We start from the raw sequence: 20510 nt of genomic DNA on the forward strand, positions 1-20510 counted from the left end.
ATTAGACCCCTTTCCCAGCAATGAGGCCTTGCGGCCGGAATTTGATGAAGGCGATGGCGAGCACGAAGACGAGCACGTCGGCGACGACCGGCGACATGACCCATGGCAGCGCCGCGCTGAGCGTGCCGATCAGGCCGGCGCCGGCGACCGGGCCGATGAAGGAGCCGACCCCGCCGACCATCACGGCGACGAAGCCCTGAATCAGGAAGCGGATGCCGAGATCGGCGAACAGGCTGAACACCGGCACGATCAAGGCGCCGGCAAGCCCGGCCAAGGCCGCGCCGAACGCAAAGGTCGCGCCGTAGATCAACGGCGTCGAGATGCCCGAGGCGCGCGCCAGCGCCGGGTTTTCCAGCGTGGCGCGGACCCGCAGCCCGAAAGAGGTGCGCGCCAGCAGCAGATAGCAGGCGCCCATCACCAAGAGCGTGATCACGATGATGGTGAAGCGCCAGGCCGAGATATGGACGGAGCCAAGGTCGATCGAACCGCCGATCGGCTCCGGCACGGTGAGATAGAAGCCGCCGATCAAACCGCGGACACTTTCGCGGATGATCAACCCGAGCGCATAGGTGCCGAGCATCGCCACGATCGGCGCGGCGTAGAAGCGCCGGATGATCAGCGCCTCGAGCACGAAGCCGAGCGCGCCGACCACGAAGGGCGCCGCGATCATGCCGGCCCAGACCGGCGCGCCGTGGGCGTAGGCCAGATAGGTCACATAGGCGCCGAGCAGGACGAACTCCCCTTGCGCGAAGTTGAAGATGCCCATCATGCTGGCGATGATGCCGAGCCCGAGCACGACCAGCACGATGATCGCGCCGAAGCTCACGATCTCGAACACCGCGGCGAAGGTGCTAGCCATGGTGTTCGATCCCTCCGGTCTGCGACAAGCGGCGCCTCACATCTTCTTCCAGTCGCCGGCCTGCTCGAAGGCGTGCGCGGCGCGGTAGATGGTGCTCTCCTCGAACATCCGGCCGACCAGCATCAGCCCGACCGGCAGGCCATCGACCATGCCGCAGGGCAGCGACATTGCCGGGTGATGGGTGATGTCGAACGGCGCGGTGTTGGAGATCATCTCGAGCGCGCGGGCGACATATTCCTCGCGGCTGGCATTGGCCTCGGGCAGTTTCGTCGCCTTCATCGGCGTGGTCGGCATCAGCAGCAGGTCGTAGTCCTTGAAGGCCTTGTCGTAGGCCGCCGCGAGCCTCCGGGAAATGTTGAGCGCCTTGCCGTAGAAGCGCGGGCCGAAGGTGTTGTTGATGTAGGTGCCGAGCATCATGAACAGCTTGGTGGTCTCGGACAGCGAATCCGCCTGACGGCGCCAGCCGCGATGGAAATCCATCAGCGAGGTCGAATAGAGGTCGCCGCGGCTGAGGCCGTAGCCGTCGCCGAACATCATGGTCTGGGTCAGGCCTTCGGTGCCGATCGGCGTCCAGATCGCGCCGCCCGCCATGTGCATCGGGATCGAGACATTCTCGACCGACGCGCCGAGGTCCTTGAAGCGCTTGGCCGCCTCGCGCACGCTTTCGTTCACCGCGGCTTCCGCGGTCGGCTGCTCAAAACCTTCCTTGAGGATGCCGATCTTCATGCCCTTGACGCCCTTGCCCAGCGCCTTGGTGTAGTCCTCGACCTTCGGCGCCTTGATGCGCGGATCGTAGCCGTCGTCGCCGGCCAGCACTTCGAGCAGCAGCGCATTGTCTTCCACCGACGCGGTCATCGGGCCGGTGTGGTCGACGTAGATCTCGATCGGCATGATGCCGGTATACGGCACGAGGCCCCAGGTCGGCTTCATGCCGTAGGTGCCGCAGAACGAGGACGGCATGCGGATCGAGCCGCCCTGGTCGCCGCCGATCGCCATGTCGACCTCGCCGAGCGCGACTACGACCCCGGAGCCCGACGACGAACCGCCGGCCGAATAGCCCATCTTGTGCGGATTGTGCACTGGACCGTAGGAGCCGGTATGGCTGCCGCCGGACAGGCAGAAGTGCTCGCAATGCACCTTGCCCTTGATCTCGGCGCCGGCATCCAGCATGCGGGTGACGATGGTGGCATCGAAGTCGGGCACAAAACCTTCCAATGTCGACGAGCCGTTGGTCATCGGCACGCCGGCCAGCATGATGTTGTCCTTCAGCGCAACCGTCTTGCCCTTGAGCTTGCCGGAGGCCGCACCCTTCACCGTCGACTTGCGGTACCAGGCGTTGTGCTTGTTCTCTTCGGGCGCCGGGCGATAGCCGGGCGTGCGCGGATATTTCACCTCGGGCAGTTCGTCCGGCAGCTGGGCGACAAGGTTGTAGGCATCGACCGAGCCCTGCATCAGGCCGCGGAACGAGGCCACGTCCTCATCGGTGAGTGACAGGCCGCACTGCTCGGCGACGGCACGAAGTTGCGTTGGCGTGGGAAGGACGACGGTCACGGCGCTCTCCTGAAGCTTTTGATCCCTGGATGATCCCTCGGCACAGGGCCGGGCTGCGCGTTGACCCGCGCGAACCGCTCACCCTGTTGCTGTATTGAAAACGGAAATATTTTCCTTTTCAAGTATTTTTTCACAAACAGGTTCGCCAGACTGTCGCGTCCAGCCTCAGATCGCCTTGATCACCCTGAAGTCGAGGCCGTCGGCTTCGGCAAGATACATCGGCATCCTGGCGTGGCCGCTGCGAACCGTGACCGGACCCCGCGGGCCGCGATAGACGAGGTTGTCCGCAGCCGCGAGCAGCGGCCGCATGTCCAGCGTGCCGGCGCGGTTGGCGGCGGCCTCGAGCAGGCAGAAGCCTTCATAGGCGGACTCGCCGCACGACCCGATCGGCGGCGCGAACGGCCCGAACATCGCCCGATGGCGGTCCCTGAAATCGTCGCCGGCGTGCGAGCCGACAGAGGGGAAATAGCCGGAGGCGCAGAACAGGTTCTCGGTCTTGTCGGCGCCGATGCCGAGCAGCGACGTTTCGTCGACGCAGCCGGCATAGCGCAGAATGGTGCGGGCGAGCCCGGCATCGGCGAAGGCGCGGTTGAAGGTCACGCTGTCGGTCCCGATCAGCGAGATCAGCACGACATCGGGCTTCGCCGCACGGATCCGCTCCAGCTGCGCCTCGTGATCGTCCTCGCCGACCGGCACGAACTCCTCGCCGACCACCGTGCCGCCGGTCTCCTTGATGTAGCGCTTCACCGCGCGGTGCGATTGCCACGGCCAGACATAATCGCTGCCGATCAGGTACCAGCGCGCGGCGCGCTTGGTCTCGGCGAGCCAGTGGATCGACGGCCGGCTCTGCCAGCGCGGCGTCTCGCCGATCGCAATCACGCCCGGCGTCCGTTCGCCGCCCTCATAGACCGGCGTGTAGATGTAGGGGATCTTGCTGCGGGTGATGAGGTTACGCAGCGCGAGGCGCACCGCGCTGGTGTGCATGCCCATGATGAGATCGACCTCGTCGGACGCGATCGCCTGCTCGGCGCGGTCCAGAACTTCGTCGAGCGGTCCGCCGGCGTCGTAGACCTGGAACTCGATCTCGCGGCCGAGGATGCCGCCGCGCCGGTTGATCTCCGCGACGGCCAGTTGCGCGGTCGAGGTCGTGGCTGGCCCCCACATCCCGGGCGAACCGGAGCAACAGACGAAGCCCGCGACCCGCAGCCGATTGCGCGCGCCGCGCGGACCGAACCCGCTGCGATCCATCGGCGCAAGCATGCGATCCGACGCCGCCGACGCCAGGTTCCTGAACAACAGGGACGGCGGGAACGGGAGATTTCTTGCCGTGACGTTGAGCGTCGAATGCACACCTGCTCCTGTCTGGCACCGCACCCTGGGGCAAGCGCGGCGTCGCCCTCGCGGACGACGGTGCCAAGCTAGATCGTCTTGATCACATTGAAGTCGAGACCGTCGGCTTCGGCAAGATAGATCGGCATTTCGGCGCGGCCATCACGAATGGTGACCGTGCCGCGCGCACCGCTGTAGACGAGGTTGCGCGCCGCTGACGATAGCGGCCCCGTCGACAGCGAGCGGGCCCGGTTGGCCGCCGCTTCGAGGAAGCGCATCCCCTCATAGTTCGACTGCCCGACCGAGCCGATCGGCGGCGCGTGCGCCCCGAACATCGCGCGGTAGCTGGTCTGGAACTCGTCATTGGCGCGCGAGTCGACGCAGCCGAAATAGCCGGAGGCGCAGAACAGGTTCTCGGTCGCGTCCGGCCCGATGCCGAGCAGCACCGTCTCGTCCATCGCGCCCGCATAGCGCAGCGTGGTGGCGGCGAGGCCCGCCTCGGCGAAGGCGCGGTTGAAGGTGATGCTGTCGGTCCCGATCAGGGTGATCAGCACGACATCGGGCTTGGCGGCGCGGATTCGCGCCAGATGCGGCTCGTGATCGTCCTCGCCGAGCGGGACGAACTCCTCGCCGACCACCTGGCCGCCGGCCTCCTTGATGTAGCGCTTCACCGCGCGATGCGATTGCCAGGGCCAGACATAGTCGCTGCCGATCAGGTACCAGCGCTGTGCCTTCTTGACCTCGGTGAGCCAGTGGATCGCCGGCCGGCTCTCGGCCCGCGGCGTCTCGCCGATCGCCATCACGCCGGGGGTCCGCTCGCCGCCCTCATAGACCGGCGTGTAGACATAGGGGATGCGGCCGCTCGTGACCTTGCGCAGCGCAAGGCGCACCGCGGAGATATGCGAGCCCATGATCACGTCGATCTCGTCGTAGGCGATCGCCCGCTCGGCGCGGCGCACGACCTCTTCGATCGGCCCGCCGGCGTCGTACATCGACAATTCGACCTCGCGGCCGCGAATGCCGCCGCGCCGGTTGATCTCCGCAACCGCCAGCACGACGCTGTTGGCGGAGATCGGCCCCCAGATCCCGGGCGCGCCGGAGAAGGTGATGAAATTGCCGATCCGAAGCTTGCTGTCGGTGCCGCCACGGCGCGATGAGCCCGGCTTGACGGTCAAAGCGAGATCGGCCGCGCAGGACGACGGGCTTCGAAACAGGTGCGGCGGCGCGACGGGCAAACCGCCATACGCCTGGTAAGAGACCGTCGAGAGCACGCCAACTCCTGTCTGGGAAGCAATACGCAACGCAGCCAGCGGGCGGTCGCGGCATCCGCCCTTTGGTTGGGGGAATATCCTAGGGGAAAATATTGAATATTCAACAATTGAAGTGCATATAGAAACGGCATGCGTTGCCGGACATTCATTCACCGGGTCAGGAACCAGGTCTCACGCCGTGGCTAAACCGCCGAAAGAAAACTCCCCGATCACCGAACACCTCGCCTACCTGCTCGCGCAAGCCAACCGGGAAATCAACCGGCAGTTGGAGACGCGGCTGGCCAAGGAAGGCGTGCCGGTCGAGCAGTGGCGCATCCTTAAAGTGCTGTCCGACGGCAACGGCCATTCGATGGGCGAGCTCGCGGATGCTGTGCTGCTCAACCATCCGACGCTGACCAAGATGATCGACCGCATGGTGTCGGACGCGCTGGTCTACCGCGTGCAGGACCCCAAGGATCGCCGCAAGGTGCTGATGTTCGTCTCCGACCGCGGCAAGGCGCTGTGCCGCCGGCTCAACTCGCTGGCGGTGAGCCAGGAGGAGCACATCGTCGAGAGCTATGGCGACAAGTCGACCACCGAGCTCAAGCGCCTGCTGGAAAGCCTGATCGGCAGCGCCAACTAAGGCCGCGCCGGCCCATCAAAAAAGACCAGCGGGGAATGTCGGGCCCGGGGCGTTCGGTGCGTCCTGTGGGCGCGCCTGCGGCGCAGCCTTCGCATGCCGTCGCGTAAGGTTCCCCGATCCACCATCAGCGAGGACATCCCCGTCATGACTTCGATCACGCCGTTCCTCTGGCTCGACAACAATGTCCGCGATGCCGTCGCCTTCTACAAATCGGTGTTCCCGAACGCCGAGATCGAGACCGTCAGCGACTTCATGGCGAGCTTCGAGCTCGAGGGGCAGCGGTTCTACGCGCTCAATGGCGGGCCGCAGCACAAGTTCAACGAGGCGGTGTCGTTCTTCCTCAGCGTCGAAACCCAGGAGCAGGTGGACTACTTCTGGGGGAAGCTCACCGACGGCGGCCAGGAATCGCGCTGCGGCTGGCTCAAGGACCGCTTCGGCCTGTCCTGGCAGGTGATCCCGACCGCGCTGAGCCGCTACCTCGGCGATCCCGACCGCAAGGCCGCCGACCGCGTCATGCAGGCGATGCTCAAGATGCAGAAGATCGTGATCGCCGATCTCGACAAAGCCTACGCCGGGTGACGGCGAGGCGGCTGCGACGGGCGGGTCAGCCCCGCCACGTCAGCCCTTGCGGCGGCTTAAGCGTATCTTCCGTGGCAGTGCTTGTACTTCTTGCCTGAGCCGCAGGGGCAATCCTCGTTGCGGCCGACCTTGCCCCAACTCGCCGGATCGTTCGGATTGCGATCGGCAGCGGACATGGCCGGCGCCAGCGAGGCCTGGGCGTAGGTCGCTTCCTGCAGGCTGGCGCGGGCGAACTCGTCCTCGCCGGTGTCGGGATCGAGCTTGTGCGCTTCCATCATCGGCAGCGGCTGCGGCGGCTCGTCCGGCGGCACGATCTCGACCCGCATCAACTGCGCGGTGACCGCCTCGCGCAGATGCGCGCTCATCTCCTGGAAGAGATTGAAGGCTTCGGTCTTGTACTCCTGCAACGGATCGCGCTGGCCGTAGCCGCGCAAGCCGATCACCTGACGCAGATGGTCGAGCATGATCAAATGCTCGCGCCAGAGATGGTCGAGCGTCTGCAGCAGGATGGTCTTCTCGACGTAGCGCATCACGTCCGGGCCCCATTGCGCGACCTTGGCCGCCATGCGCTCGTCGACGTGGTTCTCGATGCGGTTGAGCAGCTCCTCGTCGGCGATGCCTTCTTCCTTGGCCCATTCGTCGACCGGCAGGTCGACATCGAGCACGCGCTTCAGCTCTTCCTTGAGGCCCGCGGTGTCCCACTGCTCGGCATAGGCGTGCTCGGGGATGTGCTTGGCGACCACGTCCTCGACGAAGGCGTGGCGCATGTCGGTCACGGTCTCGACGACGCTGTCGTCCTTCATCAGGTCGACGCGCTGGTCGAAGATCACCTTGCGCTGGTCGTTCTGGACGTTGTCGAACTTGAGCAGGTTCTTGCGGATGTCGAAGTTGCGCGCCTCGACCTTCTGCTGGGCCTTCTCGAGCGCCTTGTTGATCCAGGGATGGATGATGGCCTCGCCTTCCTGCAGGCCGAGCCGCTGCAGCATGCTGTCGAGCCGGTCGGAGCCGAAGATGCGCATCAGGTCGTCTTCCAGCGACAGGAAGAACTTCGAGCGGCCGGGGTCGCCCTGACGGCCGGAGCGGCCGCGCAGCTGGTTGTCGATGCGGCGGGATTCGTGGCGCTCGGAGCCGATGATGTAGAGGCCGCCCGGCTTCTTCACAGTCTTGGCCGGCTTGCTGCCCTTGGCGGCCTCGACCTCGAAATCCTCTTCCGCCTTCAGCACGATCTCGCGGAAGCGCTCGATGTCGGCCTTGATCTGCTCGATCTTCTTGGCCTTCTCGGCCTCGTCAGTGATCCCTGCGGTCTCCTGCTGGATCCGCATCTCGAGCGAGCCGCCGAGCTTGATGTCGGTGCCGCGGCCGGCCATGTTGGTCGCGATCGTGATAGCGCCCGGCACGCCGGCTTCGGCGACGATATAGGCTTCCTGCTCATGGAAGCGGGCGTTCAGCACCGCGAACAGCTTTGCCGGCTTGCCCGCGCGCGCGGCGGCGTAGAGCTTCTCCATGCCGGATTCGGAGGTGAAGTCGATCTGCTTGTAGCCGTGCTTCTTGAGGTAGTCGGCCAGCACTTCCGACTTCTCGATCGACGCCGTGCCGACCAGCACCGGCTGCAGCCGCTTGTTGGCGCGCTCGATCTCGGCAAGGATCGCGGCGTACTTCTCGTTCTGGGTGCGGTAGACCTCGTCGTCCTCATCGAGACGCGCCACCGGCAGGTTGGTCGGGATCTCAACGACCTCGAGCTTGTAGATGTCGAACAGTTCGTCGGCTTCGGTCAGCGCCGTACCGGTCATGCCCGACAGCTTCTGGTACATCCGGAAATAGTTCTGGAAGGTGATCGAGGCCAGCGTCTGGTTCTCGGGCTGAACCGTGACGTGCTCCTTGGCTTCCAGCGCCTGGTGCAGGCCTTCCGAGTAGCGGCGGCCCTGCATCATGCGGCCGGTGAACTCGTCGATGATGACGACCTCGTCGTCGCGGACGATGTAGTCCTTGTCGCGGGTGAACAGCGTGTGCGCGCGCAGCGCCTGGTTGACGTGATGCACGACGGAGACGTTCTCGACGTCGTACAGCGAATCGCCCTTGAGCTGGCCGGCATCGCGCAGCAGGTTCTCGAGCTTCTCCATGCCGCCTTCGGTCAGCGTCACCGTGCGCTGCTTCTCGTCGACCTCGTAGTCGTCCTTCTTGACGAGCTTCGGCATGAAGGTGTCGATGGTGTTGTAGAAATCCGAACGGTCGTCGAGCGGGCCGGAGATGATCAGCGGCGTGCGCGCCTCGTCGATCAGGATCGAGTCGACTTCGTCGACGATCGCGTAGAAATGCTCGCGCTGGACCATGTCCTCCAGGCGGTACTTCATGTTGTCGCGCAGGTAGTCGAAGCCGTATTCGTTGTTGGTGCCGTAGGTGATGTCGCAGGCATAGGCCGCCTTGCGCTCGGCGTCGTCGAGGCCGTGCACGATCACGCCGGTGGTCAAGCCCAGGAAGGCATAGATCTGGCCCATCCAGCCGGAGTCGCGGCGGGCGAGGTAGTCGTTGACGGTGACGACATGGACGCCCTTGCCGGCGAGCGCGTTGAGGTAGACCGCAAGCGTCGCGACCAGCGTCTTGCCTTCACCGGTCTTCATCTCGGCGATGTCGCCTTCGTGCAGCACCATGCCGCCGATCAGCTGGACGTCGAAATGGCGCTGGCCGAGCGTCCGCTTGGCCGCCTCGCGCACCGTGGCGAAGGCCGGGACCAGGATGTCGTCCAGCGTCTTGCCGCCGGCGAGTTGCTGCTTGAATTCGGCGGTGCGGGCCTTGAGCTCCTCGTCCGTCAGTTTGACGAGCTCGGGCTCCAGGGCGTTGATGGCGCTGACGCGGGACTGATACCCCTTGACCCGACGGTCGTTGGCGGAGCCGAAAAACTTGCGGGCGAGCGCGCCGATCATGCGAAATTCCTGTTCTTCGGTCTCGAGTTCGGTCTTGGTTCAGTCTTGAATTTCAGTCTTGGAATACAGCCTGAGATGGTCCGGCGGATCGCCTATCAACTCACCGTGACGCGCTACGGTTCGAGCCCCGACCCGGGGCTCCCTAGCCAATTGAGTGGGAAACGGGCCATCCTGGGTTCAACGGCGAAAAACGCAGCAAAATAAGCGCTCTCACCGCTGACACGGTCGGCCAGAGATATGGCCCGGTCGGGGGGTTGTCAACGCCGCCAAGATGTCAAGGAATTCATCATTTTGACAAGACTTTCGCGTTGCCAATGTAACACGATTGGGCGAGTGTCCGCCCCGCTCGAGCTTCCCCCCTTTAGACCAAGGATTTTGCATGACCACCTCGCCTCCGGAAACCAAAACCGGCCTGCGCCTCGGCCTCGCCACCCTGGCCGCCACGGGCTGTCTTGTCGCAGTGCTGGCTGCCGGCCTCCCGGTCCGCGCCGCGGAATCCGACCCGGTGCTGGCGAAGGTGAACGGTTCCGAGATCCATGCCAGCGACGTGGCGCTCGCCGAGGAGGAACTCGGCCCGAGCCTGCAGCAGATGGACCCCTCGACCCGCAAGGACAACGTGCTGTCCTTCCTGATCGACATGAAGATCGTGTCCAAGGCCGCCGAGGACAAGAAGATCGAGAACAATGATGACTTCAAGAAGCGGCTCGCCTTCACCCGCAACCGCCTGTTGATGGACAGCCTGCTTGCCAGCGAAGGCAAGGCCGCGACCACCGACGACGCCATGAAGAAGGTCTATGAAGAGGCCGCCAAGCAGATCACCGGCGAGCAGGAAGTGCGCGCCCGCCACATCCTGGTCGAGACCGAGGACGAGGCCAAGGCGATCAAGGCCGAGCTCGACAAGGGCGCCGACTTCGCCGAGCTCGCCAAGAAGAAGTCCAAGGACCCCGGCGCCTCCGACGGCGGCGACCTCGGCTTCTTCACCAAGGAGCAGATGGTGCCGGAATTCTCCGCGGTCGCCTTCACGCTCGAGCCGGGCAAGATCTCCGATCCGGTCAAGTCGCAGTTCGGCTGGCACATCATCAAGGTCGAGGAAAAGCGCAACCGCAAGGCGCCCGACTTCGAGCAGGTGAAGGCCCAGATCGAAACCTATGTGACCCGCAAGGCCCAGGCCGACTACGTCGCCAAGCTGCGCGAGGCCGCCAAGGTCGAGCGCATGGACAAGCCGGCCGCGGATGCGGCGGCACCGGCGGATGCCGCCAAGGACGCGCCGAAGCCGGCCGACAACAAGATGGCCCCGGCGAAGAAGTAAACTTCGCGACACTGAACTGATCGAAGTTGCGATGGCCGGGCATGTCCCGGCCATTTTGCTATTTGTGGGGCATCGCCACGGCCACACCAGTACTGTCGTCCCTGCGAAAGCAGGGACCCATACGCCGCGGCCGGTGTTTGTAGACCGGCCTCGTCTTTCCAGAACCCTGCAACAATCGACTTCGGTGGTTATGGGTCCCTGCTTTCGCAGGGACGACACGGAGGATGTCGGCCCGCTCATGACTCCTACAATCTATCCACCGGGCTTCGGGTTCTTTGAACGATTCATGACAGAGCGTTCGCGTCACAGCCCTCTCCCGCTCCAGCCGGCGAGATGATATGCAGCGCTTCCCTCCCCGTAGCCGGAAGCTTGCCGATGTCCACCGCCGTCTCCCCCCTCGCCCCGCCTGACGTTCCCGAGATGCCCGTGATCACGGGTGTGCGGCTTGCGACCGCTGCCGCCGGCATCCGCTACAAGGGCCGCACCGACGTGCTGCTCGCGCTGCTGGACAAGGGCACCACGGTCGCCGGTGTCTTCACCAAGTCGAAATGCCCGTCGGCGCCGGTCGAATGGTGCCGCGCCAAGCTGAAGGGCGGAGCTGCGCGGGCGCTGGTGGTCAATTCCGGCAACGCTAACGCCTTCACTGGCAAGACCGGCAAGGCGTCCACCGCGCTGACCGCGCAGATCGCGGCCAAGGCGGTCGGCTGCTCGACCTCGGATGTGTTCCTCGCCTCCACCGGCGTGATCGGCGAGCCGCTCGATGCCACCAAGTTCGACGGCGTGCTGGCGCAGCTCGCCGAGACCGCGACCCCCGACCTCTGGATGGACGCCGCCAAGGCGATCATGACCACCGACACCTTCCCGAAGGTCGCCACCGCGACCGTCAAGCTCGGCAAGGCCAAGGTGACGATCAACGGCATGGCCAAGGGCGCCGGCATGATCATGCCCGACATGGCGACCATGCTGTCCTTCATCTTCACCGACGCGCCGCTGTCGGCCGGTGTGCTGCAATCGCTGCTCAAGGCCGGCGTCGAGGACACCTTCAATGCGCTGACCATCGACGGCGACACCTCGACCTCCGACACGCTGCTCGCCTTTGCAACCGGCGCTGCGGCCGCCAACGGCGCGCCGAAGATCTCGCGCGCCAGCGATCCGCGCCTGAAGGCCTTCACCAAGGCTTTCCAGAAGATCCTCGCCGACCTCTCCGAGCAGGTGGCGCGCGACGGCGAAGGCGCGCGCAAGCTGGTCGAGGTCGTGGTCGAGGGCGCGACCACCAAGCCGTCGGCTCGCAAGATCGCAATGTCGATCGCCAATTCGCCGCTGGTGAAGACCGCGATCGCCGGCGAGGACGCCAATTGGGGCCGCGTGGTGATGGCGGTCGGCAAGGCCGGTGAACCCGCCAACCGCGACAAGCTCTCGATCTCGTTCAACGGCATCCGCGTCGCCAAGAGCGGCGCGCGCGATCCGTCCTACAACGAGAAGGAGGTGTCGGAGGCGATGAAGGCGCCGAAGATCCAGATCAAGGTCGCGCTCGGCCTCGGCAAGGCGAAAGACCGCGTGCTGACCTGCGATCTCACCAAGGAATACGTCGCGATCAACGGCGATTACCGGTCGTAAGCGCTACACAACGCCACAACCTCCGTCATTGCGAGGAGCGAAGCGACGAAGCAATGACGGGGTTGCTGACAGTCTGGCAGCCGGCCACGATCCTAACTGCTGATCCGCGCGTCGGCGACCGCCTTCTTGAACAGCGCGTTCATCGCGTCCGCGATGCCCTGGGTCGGGCTGACCTCGAAATAGAAGCCCGGCGACGCACAGGCCTGCATGTTCTGCGCGATCTGGCTGTTCGGCGACGGGCCGAACGGACCCTGGTTGAACGGATCGATCCAGGTCATGTACCAGTTGTTGGTCGGCAGTTGCAGATAGGTGGTGTAGAGCACCGCGATCTTGATGCCGCGGTTCTTGATTGCGGTGCAGAGCGCCGGGTTGATCGGCGACTGGCAGCGATTGCTGCCGCTGATCGGCTTCAGGCAGCTTGAATTGGGCTCATCGGCCACGCCGTCGGAAACGAAGAACAGATATTTGAGCGGCGCCGACGACGTGCCGGTACCCGGGTTTGCGATCGCATTGTTGATCTGCGGAAAAATCGCGGTGAACTGGCTGTCCTTGTCCGCGGTATAGGAATCGTTGTTGCCGTAAACGCCCATCAGATCGATGTTGCCCGCCGCCGACTTTGCACTCGACAGGCTGGACGACAGCGAAAACAGGCTTCGCAGGCCGTAGGTCGCCGAGGACGCGCCGAAGTCATAGATCGCCATCCGGAACTGGCTCGAATAGGTCTGGGTCGCCGACGCGGTATCCATCAATTGCTGGGTCGCACTGCGAAGCACGTCGATCCGCGTCGTCACGCCAAGCGATTTCGCCAGATTGTAGTAGTTGTTGGGATCATTGTAGTCGTGGCAGGCGAAGGCGCATTGGTCGTTCGGCTTGAAGCTGTTGCCGGTGGTGGCCTTGACCAGGGCGTCGACGTCCGTCGGCGTGGCGCCAACCCCCATCGACGGCGAATTGTCCAGCAGCAGATAGAAATCGATATAGAGCGGCATGTTCGCGGTCGAGGTCGACGTGCCGGACACGCTCACCTTGCTCCGCCCCATCACGCCGAGGAACATGGTCGGGACGTCGGCGGAGAACTGCACCGTCGAGGTGATGGTGCCGCCGCTCTTGGTCATGGTCGGCGTCACGCCGGTCAGCGTGAAGCCGTTCTGGTTGGAGATGTTGCCGTTGAAGATCTTCCTCGCATCGGCTTCGCCTGCCGAAATCTCACCGTCCGAGGTCATGGCGCCGGCGGCGATGAAGCCGGGCGATGCCTTGGCGACCGATCCGACGCTCGCAGCATCGGCGGCGGATATCAGCTTGCTGCGGATCTGGTTGGCGCGGGAATAGTCGACCGCGCATCCGACCGCGATGAGGAGCGGCAGCAGGGCAAGGCCAAAGATCATCGCGATGTTGCCGGAGCTATCGCGGCGGAAACGGCTGATGGTCCGGATCAAGGTGCTCATGGCTTATGTCGACAAAGAAAATGATGGGTCGATCAACTCCTTCACCCTGCCGGTAGCGAATTAAGGCCGGCTTATCGCGGATGAAGATAAAGGCCAGCGAACACAAATCGTTTGGCTGACGCCGCGGAGCTGGTTAATGAAAGCTTGCAAATTGGAAGGGGCCGCATGGCTGACATCAAGCTGACCCTCGTCGTCGCCTGCGCTTTGGTCGACGCCGACAAGCGCGTGCTGCTGGCGCAGCGCCCCGAGGGCAAGGCGCTGGCGGGCCTGTGGGAATTCCCCGGCGGCAAGATCGAGCCCGGCGAGCGGCCGGAGCAGACCCTGATCCGCGAGCTGCACGAGGAGATCGGCATCACCGTGAGCGAGCCGTGCCTCGCGCCGCTGACTTTCGCCAGCCACGCCTACGAGACCTTCCATCTCCTGATGCCGCTCTACATCTGCCGGCGCTGGGAGGGCATGGCGGTGGCGCGCGAGGGCCAGAATCTGGCCTGGGTGCGCGCCGGCAAGCTGCGCGACTACCCGATGCCGCCGGCGGACATCCCGCTGCTGCCGCATCTGATGGATCTGCTGCTCTGATCTGAACTTGCGGTGCGACCGCTCTGCCAGCTCTCCTGAGGGGCCGTCGCAGGGGTGCGCTGAAAATATCGAAAACAACCCCATGCAAAGCAGCCTCCGCTGCCGGTGTTCGGCATGGCGACTTGACACGTCGGGCAAATCACCGGCATAATTCCATTATTCCGAAATCGTGTAAGCAGCCGTCGCCCGCCTTGTGAGAGAGGCTGGATGGCATCGACGACGGCGATCGACCGTAAGGGACACACCGGTGGATGGCTCCCTCCCCCCTTGCGGGGGAGGGAGCCATGGCATCGGTGCCGCCCTAACAGCTCAACGCTTCGCACCCTTCACTGCGGCCTCCAGACTCGCCTTCGCCGAGCCGGGCTTGAGCGGCTTTTGCTGGCTGTCATGCGGCGCCCAGCCGGACAGCCAGACGATATCGAAGGTGGCGCGGATGCGGCCGTCAGGATCGGCGAAGCGCTCGCCGTAGATCTGCGCCATGCGCAGCATGGTGGCGCGGCGGGTCGGGGTGTGACGGCGCTCGCGCAACACGTTGGTCGCGCCCATGCGCCTGAGATCGGCCATCAGCGCGAACGCGCTCGCATAGCGCACCACGACGCGGTCGACATCGGTCACCGGCAACGCAAAGCCGGCCCGCTGCAACAGCGCGCCGATGTCGCGCAGATCGGCGAACGGCGCGACCCGCGGCGACACCCCGCCCTCGCACTCCGCCTCCGCTGCGGCAAAGCTCTGCCTGAGCTCGGTGAGCGTATCGCCGCCGAGCATCGCGGCAAGCAGCAGGCCATCCGGCTTCAGCGCGCGGCGAAGCTGTGCCAGCACGCCGGGCAGATCGTTGACGAACTGGAAGGCCAGCGCGGAGACCACGAGATCGCGCGATTCCGGCGGCAGACCGAGCGCTTCCACCTCGCTGAAGCCAATCGGATCGACCGACCCGACATGCCTGCGCAGGGCGTCCGCGAGCCCGTCACCCGGCGTCCAGACATCAGCCGCCGCCGAAAAGCTCCGCGATACCGCCTGCAAACGGTCCGCCATGTCCTCCGCGGCGCGCTCGAGCAAGAACGTCGCGGCTCCCTCGCGCCGGGCACGCGTCAGCCGCGCGGCGAGCAATGCGCGATCGAACAGGATGGGGGCTGAGGCCGGGTTCGGTGCCATGCCGGCTGGTTACGCCGGACCGCCGCCGCAGGCAATGCGCCTTGAGCCCGCGTTGCCCAAACGCTAGCCTCGCCCGCCATGGACGCCGAGGTCTCACCGACACGCTCCCTTTCCGGTCACTTGCAGCGCGCGCTTGGCGCGGTAGGGAGCGCGTGGCTGCGCACTACGCGGCTGGCGCTCGACATCGCGCTGCCGACGCTGTGCGTGTCCTGCCGCGAGCCGGTCCATGGCGAGGGCGTCTGCGCGGCCTGCTGGGCCAAATTGTCGTTCATCGCGCCGCCGTTCTGCCCGCGGCTCGGCATTCCCTTTGTCTACGATCCCGGACCCGAATTGCTGTCGATGGAGGCGATCGCCAATCCGCCGGCCTACCAGCGCGCTCGCGCCGCGGTGCGCTATGACGACGTCGCCCGCACCCTGGTGCATGCATTGAAATACCAGGATCGCACCGATCTGGCGCCGACAATGGGTCGCTGGATGGCGCGGGCGGGGAAGGAATTGCTCTCCGAGGCCGACATGCTGGTTCCGGTTCCGCTGCACTGGCGGCGCGGCTGGAGCCGCCGCTACAACCAGTCCGGCGCGCTCGCCAAGGTGATCGCGCGCCACAGCGGCGTCAAAATGGTCTCCGAGGCGTTGCGCCGCACCCGCGCCACCGAGCAGCAGATCGGACTGTCGCGCAAGGACCGCGCCAGCAATGTGCAGGGCGCATTCGGGGTCACTGAGGAACGCAAGGCTGACATCCAGGGCCGCCGCGTGATCCTGGTCGACGACGTCCTGACCTCGGGTGCGACAGTGGATGCCTGCGCACGGGCGCTGCTGCGGGCCAAGGCCGCGCAAGTCGACGTGCTGGTGTTCGCCCGGGTTGTCGATACCCACCGTGCTCCCATATAATCTGACATTCAGGTTCAACCGAGCACACCATGACCGCTGCCATCGAAATCTACACCCGCCCGGGCTGCGGTTATTGCACCGCGGCCAAATCGCTTTTGACGCGCAAGAACGCTGCGTTCACCGAATTGAACGTTGCCAGCAACCCGGCCTATCGCGACGAGATGTACGATCGCGCCGGCGCCGGCTCGACCTTCCCGCAGATCTTCATCGGCAAGACCCATGTCGGCGGCTGCGACGAGCTCTACGCGCTCGACCGCGAGGGCAAGCTCGACGGCCTGCTGAGCAACGGAGGCGGCGCCTGATGAGCACGGACAACATTTTCACCGCCGCCATGGTGCAGATGCGCACCGGATTGCTGCCCGAGCCGAGCCTCGAGCAGGGCACGCGGCTGATCCGCGAGGCGGCGGCGCAGGGCGCCAAATACGTGCTGACCCCCGAGGTCAGCAACATGATGCAGCTGAACCGCAAGGCGCTGTTCGAGCATTTGGCGAGCGAAGAGGACGACAAGTCGCTGAAGGCGTACCGCGCGCTGGCCGCGGAATTGAAAATCCATCTGCATGTCGGCTCGCTGGCGTTGCGCTACTCGCCGGAGAAGGCGGTCAACCGCTCGTTCCTGATCGGGCCCGAGGGCAATGTGCTCGCGAGCTACGACAAGATCCACATGTTCGACATCGATCTGCCGGGCGGCGAGAGCTATCGCGAGTCGGCCAACTATCAGCCCGGCGAGACCGCCGTGATCTCCGACCTGCCCTGGGGCCGGATCGGCCTCACGATCTGCTACGACGTGCGCTTCCCGGCGCTCTATCGCGCCCTTGCGGAAGCCGGCGCGTCGTTCCTCACCGTGCCCTCGGCCTTCACCCGCAAGACCGGCGAAGCGCATTGGCACACCCTGCTGCGCGCCCGCGCCATCGAGACCGGCTGCTTCGTGTTCGCCGCGGCGCAGGCCGGCCTGCATGAGAACAAGCGCGAGACCTTCGGGCATTCGCTGATCATCGACCCCTGGGGCGAGATCCTTGCCGAGGGCGGTGTCGAGCCGGGCGTGTTCCTCGCCGAGATCGATCCCGGCAAGGTCGAGACTGCGCGCAAGACCATTCCCTCGCTGCAGCATGGCAGGCGCTTCGGCATCGCCGACCCCAAGGCCGGCCCGGAGCATCTGCACCTCGTCCGGGGTTCGGCATGATCCGCTACACGCTGCGCTGCGAGCGGGGTCATCAGTTCGAGAGCTGGTTCCAGAGCTCCTCGGCCTATGAATCGCAGGAGCGCCGTCACCTGATCAATTGCCCGTCCTGCAGCTCCGACAAGATCGAGCGCGCAATCATGGCGCCGCGGGTTGTCAGCAAGAAGGGCCGCGAACCGGCCCAACCCGCGCCGGCCGCGCCCGTCGAGGCGGCCGCCAATGAACCGACGTCGCTGATGATGGCGCAGGAACGCGAGCTGCGCAGCAAGCTGAAGGAATTGCGCGACCACATCGTGAAGAACGCCGACAATGTCGGCGACCGCTTCCCCAACGAGGCGCGCAAGATGCATTACGGCGATATCGAGCATCGGCCGATCTATGGCGAGGCCTCGCCCGAGGAAGCGCGTGCGCTGATCGACGAGGGCGTCGAGGTGTCGCCGCTGCCGACGCTGCCGGAAGACCGGAATTGATCTCGACCTGGCAGGTCTGGGCGTTCCTGTCCGCCGTATTCGCCGCCCTGACCGCGATCTTCGCCAAGGTCGGCGTCGAGGGCATCAACTCCGATCTCGCCACCCTGATCCGCACCGTGGTCGTGCTGATCACGCTGTCGGCGATCCTGTTCGCGACCGGGCAGTTCACCCAGGCCGGGCCGATCTCGGCCAGGAGCTGGCTGTTCCTGCTGCTGTCCGGGCTCGGCACCGGCGCGTCATGGATCTGCTATTTCCGCGCACTCAAGCTCGGCCCCGCCACGCTGGTCGCCCCGATCGACAAGCTCAGCGTGGTGCTGGTGGCGCTGTTCGGCGCCGTCTTCCTCGGCGAGCGCCCCTCGGCCTATGGCTGGATCGGGATCGCGCTGATCTCGGCGGGCGCGGTGCTGATCGCTGTAAAGGGCTAAAGCGTTTTCAAGCGAAGTGGGCGCCGGTTCGCGTGAAGAGAACGCGTTGAACAAGAACCTACGCGGCGATCAAGAGCGCGACGCCGATCACGATCAGGACGATGCCGAACACCTCGCGCAGCGAGAACGGCTGCTTGAGCGAGAAATACGCCACGCCCTGCGCGAACAGCACCTCGATCAGCGCCAGCGTGCGCACATTGGCGGCGGCAGTGAGCGCGAACGCCAGGAACCAGAACTGCGACGAGAACGCGCCCATGAAGCCCGCGAACATCGAGGGCCGCCACAGGCCGAGAATCTTCCGCAACACGTCGGGCGCGCGCAGCAACAGATAGACCGACAGGATCAGCGTCTGGACGAACAGGCTCCACATCAGCGTGTAGGAAGCCGCCGTCACGAACGTGACGCCCGGCACCGCGATGATGGCGCCGCGAAAGCTCACCGCCGAGATCGCGAACACAGCGGCGGCGCCAAGGCCGAGCACGGTCGGGCGCAGATCGGCAAAGCTTTTTTGCCCGCCGGGCCTGAGCGCGGTGACGACGACGCCGACGGTCGCGATCATGATCGCGATGACCTTGGCGGCTGTCAGATGGTCGCCGAGGAAGATGAAGCCGAAGATCGCGGTCTGGATCGCCTCGGTCTTCATATAGGCGGTGGTCACCACGAAGGAGCGGTCGTTCATCGCCAGCAGCATGAAGCCGGTGCCGACGATCTGGCTGAGCGCGCCCGACAACAGCCACGGCCAGAACGCGGCCATCGGCCACGGCACAGGGTCGCCGGTCACGATGATCGCGAGCAGAAAGAACACCACCGAGAACGGCAGGCCGAACAGGAAGCGGATATTGGTCGCGCCCCAGGTCCCGAGCGGCCCGGTGAGCTGCCGCTGCATCGCATTGCGCGCCACCTGCCCGAACGCAGCGACGATCGTGAAGGGAATCCAGAGCGAGGAGAGCGTGAACATGCGGGCTAAGGGGTGTGCCGGGCGGGAGTACGCGCGCAGCGTGCCCGGCAGGAGGTATACGGTCAACCTAGACAGTGCATGACTGACTTGCGATCGCGCCACCAACTCGATGTCGTCCCTGCGAAAGCAGGGACTCATAACCACAGGGAGAGGTTTGGGGCATCATGGTCCAACGGACCATGAGACGCCCATCAGGTCTGACGAGATCTGCAGCAGACACGCCCCGAACCCAGATCGCGCTCAACAACATCGGCCGGTGGCTATGGGTCCCTGCGTTCGCAGGGACGACACCGGTGTATCCGCAAATGCCGGGCTAACTCACCTAAGCCGTTAGCAAGAGGCACGCCGACACCCAAACTCCCCGTCGTCCCTGCGAACGCAGGGACCCATAACCACGGGGAGCAGTTCGTGGCACGCCGGTCAGACAAGCAGGTCGCTGAGATCTCGCCATTCCGGATTTTCGCGCTCGATCAGCTCTATCTTCCAGTCACGCTTCCATTTCTTGAGCTGCTTTTCGCGCGTGATCGCTTCCTCGGCGCGTTGATAGGACTCCACAAGAACCAACCGGTAAACGCTGTATGTCTTGACGAACGACGAGCCCTTGCCGTCGCGATGTTGCTCAAGCCGCTTGTGAACGGAATTCGTCACGCCGATATAGAGCGTGCCATGGCGTCGACTTGCGAGGATGTAGACGTAGTACATGCCGGGACCGTGGACCTCGCCCAACCATTGGAGCCGGTGGTTATGGGTCCCTGCTTTCGCAGGGACGACACCTTTCGGATGGCATCAGCGTCTCACATCTCCACCGGTCGCGCCACAAACTCCGTGTCGCCCCAGCGAACGCAGGGGCCCATAACCACAGGGAGCGGATTGGGGCACGATGGCCGGACAGCCGGCCCTACAACAATCGGAACGCTAACCTCGCCCAATTGTCTGGGCCGGCGGCTATGGATCCCTGCTTTCGCAGGGACGACACCTTTCGGATGGCATCAGCGTCTCACATCTCCACCGGTCGTGCCACAAGCTCCGTGTCGCCCCTGCGAACGCAGGGGCCCATAACCACAGGGAGCGGATTGGGGCACGATGGCCGGACAGCCGACCGACAACAATCGGAACGCTGACCTCGCCCAATTGTCTGGGCCGGTGGCTATGGGTCCCTGCGTTCGCAGGGACGGCACCGCCCAGATGGCATCAGCGTCTCACATCTCCACCAGTCGTGCCACAAACTCCGTGTCGCCCCTGCGAACGCAGGGGTCCATAACCACAGGGAGCGGATTGGGGCACGATGGCCGGACAGCCGGCCCTACAACAAATCGGAACGCTGACCTCGCCCAATTGTCTGGGCCGGTGGCTATGGGTCCCTG

Annotated in this window: 19 protein-coding genes; 10 read left to right on the forward strand and 9 right to left on the reverse strand. The window is 65.1% G+C overall.

The window, feature by feature from the left end:
• Position 1 precedes the first annotated feature (1 nt).
• The 4 genes from CK489_RS06370 to CK489_RS06385 all read right to left on the reverse strand — a co-directional run bounded on the left by CK489_RS06370 (position 2) and on the right by CK489_RS06385 (position 5010).
• Positions 2-859 (reverse strand): branched-chain amino acid ABC transporter permease, encoded by an 858-nt coding sequence (locus tag CK489_RS06370; RefSeq protein WP_095731668.1) that lies wholly within the window; start codon positions 857-859, stop codon positions 2-4.
• Positions 860-895: 36 nt separating this feature from the next.
• Positions 896-2410 carry an amidase gene (locus CK489_RS06375; protein ID WP_050630695.1) on the reverse strand — a complete coding sequence of 505 codons (1515 nt, stop codon included), beginning with the start codon at positions 2408-2410 and terminating at the stop codon, positions 896-898.
• A gap of 165 nt (positions 2411-2575) precedes the next feature.
• On the reverse strand, positions 2576-3760 hold the full coding sequence (locus CK489_RS06380; RefSeq protein ID WP_095731669.1) for a substrate-binding domain-containing protein: 1185 nt from the start codon (positions 3758-3760) through the stop codon (positions 2576-2578).
• Between the two features lie 68 nt (positions 3761-3828).
• Positions 3829-5010, reverse strand: a complete 1182-nt coding sequence (locus CK489_RS06385; protein WP_095731670.1) for a substrate-binding domain-containing protein — start codon at positions 5008-5010, stop codon at positions 3829-3831.
• A 178-nt stretch (positions 5011-5188) separates the two neighbouring features.
• On the opposite strand from CK489_RS06385, the gene CK489_RS06390 reads away from it, so the two are divergent.
• Positions 5189-5632, forward strand: a complete 444-nt coding sequence (locus CK489_RS06390) for a MarR family winged helix-turn-helix transcriptional regulator (protein ID WP_016847408.1) — start codon at positions 5189-5191, stop codon at positions 5630-5632.
• A gap of 144 nt (positions 5633-5776) precedes the next feature.
• Positions 5777-6211, forward strand: a complete 435-nt coding sequence (locus CK489_RS06395; protein WP_095731671.1) for a VOC family protein — start codon at positions 5777-5779, stop codon at positions 6209-6211.
• Between the two features lie 56 nt (positions 6212-6267).
• Here CK489_RS06395 and secA read toward each other — a convergent pair whose 3' ends face one another.
• Entirely contained in the window at positions 6268-9132 is a 2865-nt protein-coding gene (gene secA, locus CK489_RS06400) for a preprotein translocase subunit SecA (RefSeq protein WP_095731672.1), read from the reverse strand.
• Between the two features lie 379 nt (positions 9133-9511).
• Between secA and CK489_RS06405 the strand changes: the two genes are divergently transcribed.
• Entirely contained in the window at positions 9512-10441 is a 930-nt protein-coding gene (locus CK489_RS06405) for a peptidylprolyl isomerase (protein WP_050630698.1), read from the forward strand.
• A gap of 375 nt (positions 10442-10816) precedes the next feature.
• Positions 10817-12058: a bifunctional glutamate N-acetyltransferase/amino-acid acetyltransferase ArgJ gene (gene argJ / locus CK489_RS06410; protein ID WP_095731673.1), complete on the forward strand. Its 1242-nt coding sequence runs from the start codon at positions 10817-10819 to the stop codon at positions 12056-12058.
• Between the two features lie 92 nt (positions 12059-12150).
• On the opposite strand, the gene CK489_RS06415 is transcribed toward argJ, so the two are convergent.
• Positions 12151-13500 carry a TadE/TadG family type IV pilus assembly protein gene (locus CK489_RS06415; protein ID WP_095731674.1) on the reverse strand — a complete coding sequence of 450 codons (1350 nt, stop codon included), beginning with the start codon at positions 13498-13500 and terminating at the stop codon, positions 12151-12153.
• A gap of 165 nt (positions 13501-13665) precedes the next feature.
• On the opposite strand from CK489_RS06415, the gene CK489_RS06420 reads away from it, so the two are divergent.
• Entirely contained in the window at positions 13666-14076 is a 411-nt protein-coding gene (locus tag CK489_RS06420) for a (deoxy)nucleoside triphosphate pyrophosphohydrolase (RefSeq protein WP_050630700.1), read from the forward strand.
• 309 nt (positions 14077-14385) lie between these two features.
• Here CK489_RS06420 and CK489_RS06425 read toward each other — a convergent pair whose 3' ends face one another.
• Positions 14386-15228: a methyltransferase domain-containing protein gene (locus CK489_RS06425; RefSeq protein ID WP_095731675.1), complete on the reverse strand. Its 843-nt coding sequence runs from the start codon at positions 15226-15228 to the stop codon at positions 14386-14388.
• 78 nt (positions 15229-15306) lie between these two features.
• On the opposite strand from CK489_RS06425, the gene CK489_RS06430 reads away from it, so the two are divergent.
• Genes CK489_RS06430 through CK489_RS06450 form a run of 5 tightly spaced genes read left to right on the forward strand, consistent with a single transcriptional unit; the run spans position 15307 to position 18188 of the window.
• A complete protein-coding gene (locus CK489_RS06430) occupies positions 15307-16116 on the forward strand; it encodes a ComF family protein (protein ID WP_095731676.1) in 810 nt (269 codons plus the stop codon).
• Between the two features lie 29 nt (positions 16117-16145).
• Complete coding sequence (gene grxC / locus CK489_RS06435) at positions 16146-16418, forward strand: glutaredoxin 3 (protein WP_050630704.1); 273 nt, start codon at positions 16146-16148, stop codon at positions 16416-16418.
• Complete coding sequence (locus tag CK489_RS06440; protein WP_095731677.1) at positions 16418-17296, forward strand: carbon-nitrogen hydrolase family protein; 879 nt, start codon at positions 16418-16420, stop codon at positions 17294-17296. Before grxC ends, CK489_RS06440 begins: the two co-directional genes overlap by 1 nt.
• Entirely contained in the window at positions 17293-17763 is a 471-nt protein-coding gene (locus CK489_RS06445; protein WP_050630706.1) for a DUF1178 family protein, read from the forward strand. Before CK489_RS06440 ends, CK489_RS06445 begins: the two co-directional genes overlap by 4 nt.
• Positions 17760-18188, forward strand: coding sequence for an EamA family transporter (locus tag CK489_RS06450; RefSeq protein WP_095731678.1), 429 nt, complete (start codon positions 17760-17762; stop codon positions 18186-18188). The genes CK489_RS06445 and CK489_RS06450 overlap by 4 nt, the downstream gene beginning before the upstream one ends.
• 58 nt (positions 18189-18246) lie before the next feature.
• On the opposite strand, the gene CK489_RS06455 is transcribed toward CK489_RS06450, so the two are convergent.
• Together CK489_RS06455 and CK489_RS06460 are read right to left on the reverse strand one after the other, a co-directional pair.
• A complete protein-coding gene (locus CK489_RS06455; RefSeq protein WP_095731679.1) occupies positions 18247-19146 on the reverse strand; it encodes an EamA family transporter in 900 nt (299 codons plus the stop codon).
• A gap of 420 nt (positions 19147-19566) precedes the next feature.
• The gene (locus CK489_RS06460; RefSeq protein ID WP_095731680.1) at positions 19567-19848 is read right to left on the reverse strand and encodes a GIY-YIG nuclease family protein; all 282 of its coding nucleotides are present in this window, start codon (positions 19846-19848) and stop codon (positions 19567-19569) included.
• Between the last annotated feature and the right edge of the window lie 662 nt (positions 19849-20510).

Origin of the sequence: Bradyrhizobium sp. UFLA03-84 (assembly GCF_002289535.1) — a bacterium.
GTDB lineage: Bacteria > Pseudomonadota > Alphaproteobacteria > Rhizobiales > Xanthobacteraceae > Bradyrhizobium > Bradyrhizobium viridifuturi.